9 protein-coding genes are annotated in these 13,717 nt (G+C 71.7%); 2 read left to right on the top strand and 7 right to left on the bottom strand.

Going from position 1 to position 13,717, the window contains the following annotated elements:
* Positions 1 to 3: 3 nt before the first annotated feature.
* Both Ssi02_RS35210 and Ssi02_RS35205 read right to left on the bottom strand, forming a co-directional pair.
* Complete coding sequence (locus tag Ssi02_RS35210; RefSeq protein WP_239130284.1) at positions 4 to 1,533, bottom strand: class I adenylate-forming enzyme family protein; 1,530 nt, start codon at positions 1,531 to 1,533, stop codon at positions 4 to 6.
* 407 nt (positions 1,534 to 1,940) lie between these two features.
* Positions 1,941 to 2,915, bottom strand: a complete 975-nt coding sequence (locus Ssi02_RS35205; protein ID WP_204032218.1) for an AraC family transcriptional regulator — start codon at positions 2,913 to 2,915, stop codon at positions 1,941 to 1,943.
* 170 nt (positions 2,916 to 3,085) lie between these two features.
* Here Ssi02_RS35205 and Ssi02_RS35200 point away from each other — a divergent pair, with 170 nt between their 5' ends.
* The gene (locus tag Ssi02_RS35200; protein WP_204032215.1) at positions 3,086 to 3,502 is read left to right on the top strand and encodes a DUF4345 domain-containing protein; all 417 of its coding nucleotides are present in this window, start codon (positions 3,086 to 3,088) and stop codon (positions 3,500 to 3,502) included.
* A gap of 18 nt (positions 3,503 to 3,520) precedes the next feature.
* Here Ssi02_RS35200 and Ssi02_RS35195 read toward each other — a convergent pair whose 3' ends face one another.
* The 3 genes from Ssi02_RS35195 to Ssi02_RS35185 form a co-directional block, all read right to left on the bottom strand.
* Complete coding sequence (locus Ssi02_RS35195; protein ID WP_239130283.1) at positions 3,521 to 4,249, bottom strand: 4'-phosphopantetheinyl transferase family protein; 729 nt, start codon at positions 4,247 to 4,249, stop codon at positions 3,521 to 3,523.
* A 131-nt stretch (positions 4,250 to 4,380) separates the two neighbouring features.
* The gene (locus tag Ssi02_RS35190; protein ID WP_204032211.1) at positions 4,381 to 6,216 is read right to left on the bottom strand and encodes an ABC transporter ATP-binding protein; all 1,836 of its coding nucleotides are present in this window, start codon (positions 6,214 to 6,216) and stop codon (positions 4,381 to 4,383) included.
* Complete coding sequence (locus Ssi02_RS35185; RefSeq protein ID WP_204032209.1) at positions 6,213 to 7,994, bottom strand: ABC transporter ATP-binding protein; 1,782 nt, start codon at positions 7,992 to 7,994, stop codon at positions 6,213 to 6,215. Before Ssi02_RS35185 ends, Ssi02_RS35190 begins: the two co-directional genes overlap by 4 nt.
* Positions 7,995 to 8,475: 481 nt before the next feature.
* On the opposite strand from Ssi02_RS35185, the gene Ssi02_RS35180 reads away from it, so the two are divergent.
* Positions 8,476 to 9,249, top strand: coding sequence for an aminoglycoside adenylyltransferase family protein (locus Ssi02_RS35180; RefSeq protein WP_204032207.1), 774 nt, complete (start codon positions 8,476 to 8,478; stop codon positions 9,247 to 9,249).
* Here the strand turns inward: Ssi02_RS35180 and Ssi02_RS35175 are convergent.
* Both Ssi02_RS35175 and Ssi02_RS35170 read right to left on the bottom strand, forming a co-directional pair.
* Positions 9,246 to 9,413, bottom strand: coding sequence for a hypothetical protein (locus Ssi02_RS35175; RefSeq protein WP_204032344.1), 168 nt, complete (start codon positions 9,411 to 9,413; stop codon positions 9,246 to 9,248). The genes Ssi02_RS35180 and Ssi02_RS35175 overlap by 4 nt on opposite strands.
* A gap of 286 nt (positions 9,414 to 9,699) precedes the next feature.
* A partial coding sequence (locus Ssi02_RS35170) for a type I polyketide synthase (protein WP_204032205.1) occupies positions 9,700 to 13,717 on the bottom strand: 4,018 nt, incomplete at its 5' end.

Here is a 13,717-nt window from a genome sequence, read left to right as displayed (position 1 = left end):
GGCTCACATCCCTTCCGCGCGCTGCCGAAGTTCTCGTTTCATGACTTTTCCTGCATCGTTCCTAGGCAGGGAGTCGAGGAAGATCACACGTGCCGGCACCTCGTGCGGGGCGAGGTGCTCGGCGAGGAAACGCCGCAGGTCGGCGGCGGTCACCGGGGCCCGCTTGACGACGGCCACGGCGGTCAGCGTGCCGAAGGCGGGATGGGTGACGGCGAAGCACGCCGCGTCGGCGACCGCCGGGTGCCGGTGCACCGCCGCCTCGACATGAATCGTCGACACCTTGAAGGCGCCCACCTTGACGACGTCGCTCTCACGGTCCACCAGATAGAGGTAGCCCTCCGAGTCGAGGTAGCCGAGGTCGCCGGTGCGGATCCAGCCGTGTTTGAACACCTCGTCGGTGGCCCGCCGGTCCCGGTGGTAGGCACGGGCGGCGGCGCCGGAGCGCAGCCACACCTCCCCCGCCCGTCCCGCCGGCAGCGGCGTGCCGTCGGTAGCCGTGATCCTGACGGTGTTGGCTCCCGACGCGCGGCCCAGCGATCCGGGCCGCGCAGGATCGAAGATCATCGTCGTCCCTGCGGGGGCCGCCTCGGTCGAGGTGTAGTAGTTGACGATCGCGGCCTTCGGGAACGCCTGGGCCAGCCCGGCGCCGACCGAGGGCGGGAGCGGCGCCGCCGTGGAGCCCAGCAGGACGACGCCGGACAGGTCGTGCCGGTCCTGCACCCGCGCGTTGAGCAGTTCCATCGCCATGGCCGGCACCACGAAGACGGTCCCCGCCGCGTGCGCGGCGATGAGCCGGGCGAAGCGGTCCGGCGAGAAGCGCGGCAGGACCAGCGCGGCGGGATGCACGTGGAGCGAGTTGAGGAGCATCGTCTGCCCGGCGTTGGTGCCGATGGGGAAGGCGTGCGCGAAGTGCTCGGAATGCCCCAGCGGCCGTCCCCGGCGGAAGGCGCCGATCTCGAAGGTGAGGTTGGCATGGCTCGCCTCCACCCCCTTGGGCCGCCCGGTCGTGCCCGACGTGTAGAGGATCTGCGCGAGGTCGCCGGGTCCGGCACCGGCGTCCGGTGGATCGGCGGCGCCGGTGGCGAGGTCGTCGGCCTTCCACATCGGGATGTCCAGCACACCGCGGATCTTGCCGTCGGAGACGACGCCGCGGGCCCCGCAGTGGTCCAGCATCCACCGGATCTCGGAGGGCGCGAGGCGTGAGGGAAGCGGCACCGCGACCGCGCCCGCCTTCTGGATCGCGACATAGGTGATCGCGTATTCGATCCAGTGGTGCTCGTCGAAGAGCGTCCCCACACGGTCGCCGCGCCGCATACCGCGGTCGAGCAGACCGGTGGCGACGGCGTTGGCGCGCTGTTCCCATTCGAGGTACGTCAGAGACCGGGAGCCGCCCACATTCAGGGCGACGCGGTCCGGTTGCGCGAGCGCGCGGCTCGCGAGAACGGCCGGGACTGTCAGGGGTTCCCGGGCGCCGGTGATTCGGACATTGTGCCGGCCTTCCACGGATGAGGGCATGCCTCGTGAGGCGACCACAGTCGCACCTCCATCAGAGGTGAGCAGATTAGGGCAGGCCTCACCTGCGAGATTGCCTGCCCGGAACGCCCGAAAGGAAATCTTAGGAAACTTTCCTATTCAAATCCTCTGCGAGTATGGCATGGCCGCCAAGTCGGTGTCACGCATCACTTTTCATGACATGACGCAGGTCCATGTAGCCGTTTAACGCCTTACCGATACGCCGATTTGCACACAACCCAAACAAGAGGCCAGGGGAGCGATCCCAACAACGTTCTGACAATAGAAATGACGAAATTAGCAAATGGCAAGATAAGTCAGTCAATACACTGCGATCGGCGGCAGGCAGAAGCAGCCGAACAAGACGTGTCAGGGCCCCGGCGAGGACACGGTACGTTCCAAGCCGGCTCCGCCGTACCCCACGTCCTTCACATCGCCGCGGGCACCGCCGGTCGGCGCACGCTGCCGGGGGACACGCCGAAGGCGCGTTTGAAGGCCCGGCAGAACGCCGCCTCGGACTGGTAGCCGAAGCGGCGGGCGACGAGGGTGAGGGGTTCGGCGGTCTGCTGGAGGTGGGTGCGGGCGAGCCCCATGCGCCAGTGCGCGAGATAGCGCATGGCGGGCTCACCCACCAGTTCGGTGAAGCGGGCCGAGAAGGCGGAGCGGGACATGCCGGCCTCGTGGGCGAGGGTGGCGACGCTCCAGTCCTGCTCGGGGGCGCTGTGCATGAGCGTGAGGGCCCGCCCGATGTGCTCGTCGCGCAGGGCGGCGAGCCAGCCCTGGTGGGCTTCGGGGGCGGAGTCGAGCCAGGCGCGGATGGCCTGGATGACGAGGATGTCGGCCAGGCGGGTGAGCACGGTCTCACCGCCGGGGCGCAGGGTGAGGGCCTCGCGGGAGATGAAGCGCAGGGTGCTGTGCAGCCAGCTCCCGTCGTCCTCCCAGGCGTCGATGTGCAGGACCTCGGGCAGTTGCGCGGTGAGGCGCCGCCCCACCGCCTGGTCGAACTGCACGACGCCGTAGGTGACGCGGGTGATCTCTCCCCCGCCGCCGTGGCGCATGATCTCGTAGCGGTCGCTGACCCGCTCGACCTGGAGGTCGAACAGCGGCTCGCAGTCGACGCCGGGGCCGCTGCGGAACCGGTGCGCGGAACCGTGGGGAATCAGCGTGAGGCTGCCCGGCTGGAGGAGAAGCGGCGCCGCCCCCGCCATCTCCAGCAGGCACTGCCCTGCGGTGACGATCTGGAAGGCCATGGCCCCGTCGAGGGGCGGCACGTCCACACCCCAGGGCGCGGTGAGCTCGGCACGGCAGTAGAGGGTCCCGGTGAGGCGGAGCTGGTGGAGCGCCTCGCCGACGACGTCCGCCGGGGCGGGGATCCTGCGGGGCGGGCTTGGCATAGGCGTCATCGTGCCACCGCGGCCGATCGCCCGTCCACATGCCTGGACGAACGGCAAAGCAGGCCGGACACGTGGTCATTGTGTGTCCATGTTCACGGCTTCAGCATGGATTCCGGCAACATCGTCGGGGTGCTGTTCCAGGTCAAGGGAAACGCGCCCCTTTGGAAGGGACAACGAACATGCGGAGCCGCACACCCCTCACCCTGTTCCTGGTCGTATCCGGCCTGGCCCTGCTCGCGGTCGGCGCGGCCCTGTCGTTCTCGCCCGCGACTCTCCACGCGCTCAACGGCGTCGAGCTGGGCGGCGACGCCAGCCTGCTCAGCGAGATCCGGGCGCCCGGCGCGGCCCTGCTCGCGACCGGGGCCCTCACGATCGCCGCCGTCTTCGTCTCCCGGCTGGCCTACCCGGCGCTGATCGCCGGGGCCGTCGTCTACGTCGCCTACGGCCTTGGGCGGATCCTGAGCATCGCGGTGGACGGCATGCCGGCGAGCCCGCTGGTGGTGGTCACCTTCGTCGAGCTGGCCCTGGGAGCGCTGTCGATCTTTATGCTGAGCCGCTACTTTCCCTCGGCCCGTCAGGCGGTCCTCCCCGCCTGACGCACGGCCGGGGGACCTCTACCCGGGGGCGGGGTGGGCGATGACGGTGAGCACGAGCCCCTGGCCGGCGAGCCAGCGGCCGGTGAACCCGGGTAACGTCTCCCCGCCGACGACCGGGCCGGGCACGAGGAGTCGCGCCGAGAAGGTGCCGTCCGGGTGGAACGCGATGTCGGCCTCCTCGAAGCCCAGCCAGCGCCGCTGCAGCGGGAACCACGCCTTGTAGACGGCCTCCTTGGCGGAGAAGAGGAGTTTCTCCCACGGCACCGTCGCGTCTGCCGCCTTCAGCCGTTTGATCCTGGTGCGCTCCTCGGGAAGGCTGACGGCTTCGAGCACGCCGTCGGGCAGCGGGCCCGCCGGCTCGGCGTCGATGCCGACGGTGGCGAGTTCGTGGTCCCAGGCGACGACGCACGCGCGGTAGCCCTTGCAGTGGGTCATGCTGCCGACGATGCCGGGCGGCCAGATGGGCGCCCGCGCCTCGCCCGGCACCACGGGGACGGGCCCGAAGCCGAGGGTGGCCAGGGCGCGCCGGGCGCAGACGCGGACGGTGACGAACTCGTGGCGCCGGCGTTCGACGGCCCGGGCGATCGCGGCCTCCTCGTCGGGGAAGAGCCGGGCCTCGGGATGGAGGTCGGGGTCGACGGCGTCGTGGAACAGTTCGTACGACGCCGCGGCGGACGGCAGGAGCGCACCGAGCAGCCCGGCGGGCGAGCTCTCCCGCACGGTCTCGCCCGGGACGGGGCCGGTCACAGGGACGTGGGGATCGCGTCGGACGGTTTCCTGCCGGATGGCGGAGTGAACACCTGTGTCACCTCTTGCGGACTCGACGTCGCGGCCGGACATTGGCGTGGCGATAAGCAGATCAAGTATCCGGCTCTGGATCAAGAGGTCAAGGGTGGATCAACCCTTGATCGGAGAATTAGGGGGGTTTGCCCAGAGTTTCCAACCCCGTCCCACAACCTCCGCATCTCTGGGCACGTCCGCAGCAACTCCTTGAGCGGTCCGCTTCCGGCGACCCGCCCCCGGTCGAGCACGACGACCTGATCGGCGCGTTCGAGCGCCGCCCGCCGGTGGGAGACGACCAGCACGGTTTCCGGCCCGTCGCCGGCGAGCCGCTCCCACAGGAGGTTCTCGGTCTCGACGTCCAGCGCGGAGGACAGATCGTCGACGACGAGCAGGTCGGGGTCGCGCACGAGTGCCCGCGCGGCGGTGGCCCGCTGGAGCTGCCCGCCGGACAGGCGGATCCCGCGCGGCCCGACGACGGTGCCGAGGCCGTCGGCCATGCCGGCGAGGTCGTCTTCGAAGGCCGCGAGCTTGAGGGCGCGCGACAGGTGGTCGTCGGCATGGCCGAGCAGGAGGTTTTCCCGCAGTGAGGCGGAGAGCAGGCGCGGCACCTGCCCGGCGTAGGCGGCGCGGCCCGGCACGAGGTGGGAGCCGGGGTCGTCGAGGCTCACGCCGTTCCAGCTGATCGTGCCGGCATCGAGGGGCACGAGGCCGAGCAGGGCGCGCACGAGAGTGGTCTTGCCCGACCCGACGGCCCCGGTGACGACCGTGAACGACCCCCGGGTGACACGCAGGTCGACACTGTGCAGGCCGCCGCCGTTCACACCGAGGCGTACGGTGACCCCGCGCGCCTCGACGACCTCAAGGGGGTCGTGGTGCCTCGGCGGCGAGGCGGGCACGGGCGGCGGCGGGCCGGTGAGGTGCACCTCCTTGCCGCGGGACAGGTGGTCGGCGTCCTCGTGCGCCGCCATGAGCCGGGTGAGCCGTCCGACGCCGACCGCCGACTGCGGGATGCGATAGAGGATGGCGCCGACGACCCTCGGCAGGCCGGTCATCCAGCCGACGTAGGCGGTGAAGAGCGCGAAGTCGCCCACAGTGAAGTCGCCGCGCCGCATGGAGGAGGCCGTGAGCAGGAGCACAAGCCCGACGCCGACCTCGATGCCGGCGACGGTCAGGCCGTGGAGGAGACCGATGGCGACCCGGTCCTTGACGTCGGCGTCGCGGCGCCGCCGGTTGAGGTGGCGCAGGCGGTGCAGCGCGGCGGTCTCGGCGCCGGCGGTCTTGACGGCGAGCACGCCGCTGAAGAGTTCGCCGACGAAGGAGGCGACGGCGGCTCCCCGGGCGCGGGCGTCGCCGTGCAGGCGCGCGATCGTCGTGCCCATGAGCCGGCTGACCAGGGCGATCAGGATCATCGGCACGATCAGCGCCAGGGTGAGCACAGGATCGATCGAGGCCATGACCACGACGGCGGCGACGCCGAAAAGGGACATGCCGGCCAGCGGGACGGACTCGTCGGTGAGTTCGACCACGTCGCTGACGTCGTCGCGCATGCGTGCGACGGCCTCGCCCGAGGAGTGCGGCAGGCGGGCGGCCGCCGGTCCTGGCGCGGTGAGGATCGAGCGCAGGACGTTGGCGCGCAGGAGGGTGGCGGCGGCGTTCCACCAGTAGACGCCGTAGGACCAGGCGACGACGATCACCACGCCGCGCAGCAGTTCGACGCCGGCGTAGACCGCGCACAACACCAGGATGTGCTCCAGCGCGGCGGGGGCGTCCCCACCGATCAGGTCGAAAATCTCCTTCAGGAGCAGGCCGCCGGCGAGCGGGATGACGCTGACCGGCAACCAGAGGAACGCGCCGATCAGATAGCGGCGCAGGTCGAAACGGGCGAGGCGGGCGGCGACCAGCAGCACCGGCCTCGTGCGCGGACGGGTCATCTGCCGGCCCCCGCCAGCTCTAGCATGCGGGAGAACCTGCTGCCCGGGTCGGCGGCGAGGTCGCGGCGGTAGCCGTACTCGACGATCGCGCCGTCGCTCACCACCGCGATCTTGTCGACGCGGGACAGAGAGGTGAGCCGGTGGGCGATGAGCACGCCGGTGCGGCCGGTGAGCAGGCGGTCGACGCAGCGTTCGATGTGGCGTTCTGTCGCGGGGTCGAGCCGGCTGGACGCCTCGTCGAGCACGACCAGGCCCGGGTCGGCGAGGAAGGCGCGGGCGAAGGCCAGCAGTTGTGCCTCACCGGCGGAGACGTGGTCGACGCGCGTGTCGAGCCCATTGGGGAGGGCCGCGAGCCACTCGCCGAGGCCGACCTCGCCGAGGATCTCCCGCAGGCGGCTGTCGTCGGTGCCTGGGCGGAAGAGGGTGAGGTTGTCGCGCACGTCGGCGGCGAAAAGCTGCACGTCCTGGGTGACGACGCCGACGCGACGGCGCAGCGAGGCGGGGTCGGTGTCGCGCAGGTCGATCCCGCCGACGCGGACGGCGCCTGCCGTGGGGTCGTAGAGGCGCAGGATCAGGCGGGCGATGGTGGTCTTGCCGCTTCCGGTGCGGCCGACCAGACCGAGCGTCTCCCCCGGTTTCAGGGTGATCGTGACGCCCGCGAGCACGCGCGCGCCGTCGTCGGGGTAGGCGAAGCCGACGCCGTCGAGGTGCAGGCTCAAGGGCCCTGACCCGGGCAGGGGGCGCGGGTCGGCGGGCGGAGGCAAGGTGCGGGGCTCGGCGAGCAGCGCGCCGGCGCGGGCCATGCCGGCGAGCGCCCCCTGATATTGCCGGAGCTGGTCGATCAGGCGCTCGAACGGCGTGCGCACCATGAGCATGTATTGAAAGAGGAGTACGGCGGTGCCGACGGTGAGCACTCCCGACACCCGGCCCCACGCGGCCAGTGCGAGCATGAGGGCCGTGCCCGCCGCGAACGCCACCGAGGTGCCCGCGATCAGTGCGCTGCCGACGGTGGAGGCGCGGTAGTCCGCGCGGAACCACCCGGCGCTCGCCCGGTGGAACCGGTTGACGACGTGCGCGCCCGCGCCGTTGGCGCGGATGTCCTCGGCCATCGTCAGGTGCTCCTCCAGGCCGCCGATGACCGCGGCGCTCTGCTCGCGCGCCTCGGCGGCCGACGGCGTGGCGAGCCGCTGGACCCGCATCATGGCGAACCCCAGCAGCAGGCAGTAGACGAGCAGTGCGGCGCCGAGCCGGACGTCGAGGGTGAACACCACGGCGAGGACTCCGGCGAGCAGCAGGGCACCCACGACGACGTCCACGATGAAGGCGACGGCGAAATCGGCGACGGCGGTCACGTCGCCGTCGACGCGTTCGATCATCTCGCCGGGCGTGTGGGCGCCGTGGTAGTCCATGTCGAGGCGCAGCGCGTGCTCGGCGAGCCGTTCACGCAGGTTGTTGGTGCCGTCCCAGGCGAGCCTGCTCGCCACCCACACGGTGGCGAGGCGCGCGGCCTGGCCGGTGAGAACCAGGGCGAGATAACCGGCGGCGAGCGTCAGCAGGTGGGCGGTGGCCGCTCCGGCGATCGCGTCGTCGACGAAACGCCTGGTGAGGTGAGGGGCCGCGAGCGGAAGCGCGGCCGCCGCCAGCACGGCGAGGACCAGGGCGGCGGTGGTGCCGGGTCCCGGGCGCAGGAAGTGGAATGTGGAGAGCCGTGGCCTAGCGGCCGGCTCCGGCGACGCCTGCTCGTCGGCCTCGGGCGATGTCGTGCGGGATTGCGCCATGGAGCGTCGTGTCCTCGGGGAGAGTGGGAACGGCCTGCTGGGTGGACACGCGCGCAGTCCTCATCGCACTCTCCTCGTTTTCCTCGCTCGTCTCCCCGCCGCCGGCGAGTACATCAAATCCCCGCTGCCACCGACAACCGGTTTTCCACCCGCAACCGCCCCGCGGACGGGGCTGCCGGACCACGCCGGGCATCTCGCGGAAATTGCCGACCTGTCCCGGACCTGCCACCACATCGCAGGACGCGCGACCCCGGCAGGAGGGGCCGGCCGCGCGGATCCGCACGGCCGCGGCCTGGAGAACCGCAGGCGTGCGGGCAACGGCACGGCCCGCCCCGGGCGCCGAACCGCAGGGTGCGGGCCGTGCTCTTGTCCGGCTTTCAAGAGCGCACGATCGCCGTTCCGCCCGCCGGGCCAGGTCTTGAACCGCGCCGCAGAAAACGGTTTGCGCCCAGGGGTGACCGGTTGACTACCATCGCGGACCATGGTCGATCGTGAGACGGGCGACTCCCAGACGCAGAGCGTCGTCGCTCTCGTGCTGAGGGTGTTCGGCGACGACGTGGCCGGCGTCTATCTGCACGGCTCCGCCGTACTCGGCGGCATGAGGCCCGACAGCGACGTCGACGTGTTCGCCGTGCTGGCGCGCCGCACGAGCGAGGAGGAGCGCCGCACCCTCGTGCGTGAGCTGCTCCAGATCTCGGCCTATCCGGCCGGGGTGCTGCGCCCCGTCGAGTTGTCGATCGTCGTCGAGGGCGACGTCCGGCCCTGGCGCTATCCCCCGATCCGCGAGTTTCAGTATGGCGAGTGGTTGCGTGACGAATATCTGCGCGGCGAGGTGCCGGCGCCGACGCCCGACCCTGATCTGGCGCCGCTGATCACCATGGTGCTGCTGGGCGACACGCCCGTGATCGGGCCGCCTCCGGCACAGGTGCTGCCCGAAGTGCCGCGCGAGGACCTGAACCGGGCCCTCGTCGCCGGCGTCCCGGCGCTCCTGGACGAGATCGAGACCGACACCCGCAACGTCGTGCTGACGCTGGCGCGCATCTGGACCACGCTCGCCACCGGCGTCATCCGCTCCAAGGACGGCGCGGCCGACTGGGCCCTCGACCGCCTGCCCGCCGAGCACCGGCCGGTCGTCGTCCGCGCCCGCGACGCCTATCGCGGCGGCGGCGGGGAGAGCTGGGACGACCTCCTCCCCCGGCTCCGCCCCTTCGCCGAACATGTCGTCGCCGAGGCCACCCGCCTGGCCGGCGACTAGAAGCCGGCGTCCCAGGTGACCGGCAGGGCGTGAATGCCGTGGATGTTCATCGCGTCGCGCAGCCGGAGCTCCTCAGCGGGCACGGCCAGGCGCAGTGTCGGAAAGCCGGCCGCGAGAGCGGTGAGCGCTCCACTGCGGGCGGCACGACAATTGCCATAATCCACCGATCAATTCCCGTGAGTAATCCACATTGCACGCGGCAAATGCACCTTCATAAGGGTGATCAGCGAGCTACATTGCCTTATGGCCCGACTTATTGGAGTCGGCTCATCAAACGCAACTCGCAGGCCCCGGGCGGAAGAGGGGTGACCCGCCTGCCTTACGGCGGGACACCGACTCCCAGAGCCACATCCCCGGGGGTGAGAATGGGGAATCCGGTTATGTCCCGCCGGGAGAGCGTCTCACACGGACAGCGGCTTAACCGCCGCACCGATTTTCGATGCGGTGGTTTCACGAAAGTCCGAGTTCGTTGTCCAGAAGGTTGAAGACGTCCTCGTCGGATGCCGACTCGAAGTCGAAGCCGCCACCGTTCACCGAGGCTCCGGTGCCTGAGGCCCAGGTGGCCTTGAGCACGTCCAGCCGGCCGGCCACCTGCCTGTACACCTCGGGGCCGATCTCCAGACCGCTGAACGCCTGCTCCAGTCTGGCGAGTTCGGCCAGGAGGGCCTGCTCGCCGGATTGCGGGGTGAGGCCGAGGCGGGTGTAGAGGTGATCGGTCAGTTCCACGGTGGTCGGATAGTCGAAGACGAGGGTCGCGGGCAGCCGCACGCCGGTGAGCGCGCCTAGCCGGTTGCGGAGTTCCACCGCGGTCAGCGAGTCGAAGCCCAGGTCCTGGAAGGCCAGCGCCGGGTCCACGCCGGCCGCGGCGGTGTGGCCGAGCACGGCGGCCACCTGGGCGCGCACCGCGTCCAGCAGCGCTTCGCGCTGCTCCTCGGCGCTCGGGAGGGCGGCCAGGCGTCGCGTGAGGTCCGCGCCGCCGTCGGGCGCCGCCGTACGGCGGGCGGGTTTGACCAGGGCCCGCAGCAGGGGCGGCACGTCGCCCCGGGCACGGAGGGCGGCGAGGTCCAGGCGGACGGGGAGCAGGCCCCCGGCCTTGGCGTCGAGCGTGGTGTCGAGCAGGGCCAGTCCCTGCTCGGGTGACAGCGGCGGCAGGCCGGCTCTCGCCATGCGCTCGGCGTCGGCGTCGGTGAGCCCGCCGGTCATGCCGCCGGCCTGTTTCCACGGCCCCCACGCGAGCGAGACGGCGGGAAGGCCCCGGCCGCGGCGGTGGTTGGCGAGGGCGTCGAGGAACGCGTTGGCGGCGGCGTAGTTCGCCTGGCCGGCGTTGCCGAGTGTGCCCGCCGCGGAGGAGAAGAGCACGAAGGCCGACAGGTCCTTGGTCTCCAGGTGGAGGTTCCAGGCGGCGTCGACCTTGGGGCGCAGCACGGCGGACAGGCGTTCCGGGGTGAGAGAGCCGAGCAGACCGTCGTCCAGCACCCCAGCCGCGTGCACGACGGCGGATATCGGGTGGCGGGCCACGAGGTCCGCCACAGCCGCTCGATCCGCGACATCGCAGGCTTCCACCACGGCGTCCGCGCCCAGGGCGGCCAGCTCGCCGGCGAACTCGGGGGCGCCTTCGGTGTCCATGCCTCTCCGGCTCACCAGCACCAGGCGCCGCACACCGTGCCGCTCCACCAAATGCCTCGCCACCAGGCGGCCCAGGCCGCCCAGCGCCCCGGTGACGAGGACCGTCTCACCGCCGAGAGACATCTCCCCGCCCGCCGTCGCTCTCCTGAGCCGCGGCACGAGGACGTCGCCGCCCCGGGTGAGCACCTGCGGCTCACCGGAGGCGGCCAGGGCCCTGGTGACGCCCGTCTCGGAGAGTTCACCGTCAATGTCCAGCAGGCCCAAGCGCTCAGGATGCTCGGACTGGGCCGACCGCACCAGCCCCCACACCGCCGCACCGGCCAGGTCGTCCCCTGCCACCGCGCCACGGGTGACGAACACCAGGCGGGACTCGCCGAACCGGTCCCCCGCCACCCACATCTGCGTCAGCCGGAGGGCCTCCGCGGCCACCTCGTGCACATGCCGGGGACCGACCCCTTCGCCGCCGATCGGCACGAGCACGACAGGTGGCGGAGAATCCGGGAGAGACTCCACATCGGCATATCTCTCCCCGCCGATCCCGTCGATCTCCCCGGCCACGGCGAACACCGGCGGCTCCCCTGCCTGATCCGCCAGCGGCACCCACTCGACCTCATACAACGAGTCGGACCGCGCTCCCCCGGTGGAGACGGGCCGGGTCAGCAGCGACTCCACCGACGCCACCGGCGCGCCCGAGCCGTCGGCGAGGTCGAGCGCCACCGTCCCCTCAGGGGACCGGGCGAGCCGCACGCGTACGGCGGAAGCCCCGGCGGCGTGCACCGACACCCCGGACCAGGTGAACGGCACTCCGGCCGCCACCGCACCGGGCTCAGGGGCGAACAGGGCGACGGCGTGCAGGCAGGCGTCGAACAGCGCCGGGTGCACCGCGAAGCCGGCCGCATCGACCTCGTCCGGCAACGCCACCTCGGCGAACACCTCCTCGCCGAGCCGCCACGCCACCCGCAGCCCCTGGAAGGCCGGCCCGTAGGCGAAGCCGCCGTCCGCCATGCGGTCGTAGACGTCGCTCACGTCCAGCGGCTGAGCTCCCCGGGGCGGCCAGACCGTCGCGTCGAAGGCCGGTCCGCCGCGTTCGTGACGGGCCAGGAAACCGGTCGCGTGCTCGGTCCACTCGTCGTCGTCGGCGCGGCGCCCGTGCACGGTCACCGTACGCCTGCCGCCCTCGTCGGGGGCGCCGACCGCCACCTGCACGCGCACGCCGTCCAGCTCCGGCATCACCATGGGCGCGGCGAGCGTCAGCTCCTCCACCAGGTCGCAGCCGACCTCGTCGCCCGCGCGGGCGGCCATCTCCAGCAGCGCCGTACCGGGCACGAGCGTCGAGCCCAGCACCACGTGGCCGGCCAGCCAGGGGTGCGTCTCAAGCGACAGGCGGCCGGTGAGCAGCGCGCCGCCGGAGCCCGCGAGGTCCACCGCACCCGTGAACAGCGGGTGGCCAGCGGACTTCAACCCGGAGGTGCCGGCGGAGGGGGACGGGACAGGCCAGAAGCGTCGACGCTGGAACGCGTAGGTCGGAAGTTCCACCGGCCTCGCCCCGGTCCCGGCGAACAGCGCCGCCCAGTCGACCCGGCAGCCGTCGACGTGGAGGCGGGCGAGCGCGTGCAGCGCGGTCGTCTCCTCCGGTCTGCCGTTGCGCAGAAGCGGGATGAGTATGGTGCCCTCGTCGGCCGAGTCGGCGGCCATGGCCGACAGGACGCCGCCGGGGCCGAGTTCGAGCAGCCGGGTCGCGCCCTGGTCCTGGAGGGTGCGCACCCCGTCGGCGAAGCGTACGGCTTCGCGCACGTGACGCACCCAATAGCCGGCGGAGCAGAGCTCTTCGGGGATGGCGACCGCACCGGTCAGGTTCGACACCACGGGAATCGTGGGCTGCTCGAACGACAGCGTCTCGACCACCCTGCGGAAGTCCTCCAGCATCGGCTCCATCAGGGGCGAGTGGAACGCGTGCGACACCCGCAACCTGGTCGTCTTCCGGTCCAGGTCGTGGAAGTGGGCCTCAACCGCAGCGACGGCCTCCTCCTCGCCGGACACCACCACCGACGACGGCCCGTTGACCGCCGCGATCGAGACCGGCTGCCCCTCGGCCGCGACGGCGTCGAGGCAGGCCGACACCTCGGCTTCGCCCGCCCGCACCGCGAGCATGGCCCCGCCTTCCGGCAATGCCTGCATCAACCGGCCGCGTGCCGCCACCAGTGCACACGCGTCGGCCAGAGAGAACACGCCGGCCGCATGTGCCGCGGCGACCTCGCCGATCGAGTGCCCGGTAAGCAGGTCAGGCCGTACTCCCCACGACTCCACCAGGCGGAACAGCGCCACCTCGACCGCGAACAACCCGGCCTGCGCGTTGACCGTCTGGTTCAGCGCCTCCGCGTCATCGCCCCACACGACCGCGCGGACACTTCCTCCCAGGTGTTCGTCCAGCCCGGCACAGACCTCGTCGAAGGCTTCGGCGAACACCGGGTACCGCTCATACAGCTCCCGGCCCATCCCGAGCCGCTGCGACCCCTGCCCCGAGAACAGGAATCCGCACTTTCCGGGTCGTGCGACCCCCTCCACCAACCCTTGCCCTGCCAGTGCCAGTGCGGCCGACTCCCGGTCCCCGGCCACCACCACCGCCCGGTGCACGAAATCCGACCGGCCGGTGACCAGGGACAACCCGATGTCCAGGGCGGATGCCTCCGGGTGCTCGCCGAGCCAGTGCGACATCCGCGCGGCCTGCTCACGGAGAGCGGCCTCACTCTTGCACGACAACACCCACGGCACCACATGCCCCAGATCACCGGCCGGGGCGATCTCCACCTCAGGTTCGGGCGCCTCCAGGATGAGGTGGGCA

The sequence above is a fragment of the Sinosporangium siamense genome, assembly GCF_016863435.1.
GTDB lineage: Bacteria > Actinomycetota > Actinomycetes > Streptosporangiales > Streptosporangiaceae > Sinosporangium > Sinosporangium siamense.
The sequence above is the reverse complement of the archived record's forward strand: the minus strand, read 5'-3'. Positions and strand labels throughout refer to the sequence as shown.

Excerpts from the sequence above, each read along its gene's own strand:
- Ssi02_RS35205 (WP_204032218.1), bottom strand. The coding sequence starts at position 2,915 with ATGACGCCTATGCCAAGCCCGCCCCGCAGGATCCCCGCCCCGGCGGAC.
- Ssi02_RS35200 (WP_204032215.1), top strand. The coding sequence starts at position 3,086 with ATGCGGAGCCGCACACCCCTCACCCTGTTCCTGGTCGTATCCGGCCTG.
- Ssi02_RS35190 (WP_204032211.1), bottom strand. The coding sequence starts at position 6,216 with ATGACCCGTCCGCGCACGAGGCCGGTGCTGCTGGTCGCCGCCCGCCTC.
- Ssi02_RS35185 (WP_204032209.1), bottom strand. The coding sequence starts at position 7,994 with ATGGCGCAATCCCGCACGACATCGCCCGAGGCCGACGAGCAGGCGTCG.
- Ssi02_RS35180 (WP_204032207.1), top strand. The coding sequence starts at position 8,476 with ATGGTCGATCGTGAGACGGGCGACTCCCAGACGCAGAGCGTCGTCGCT.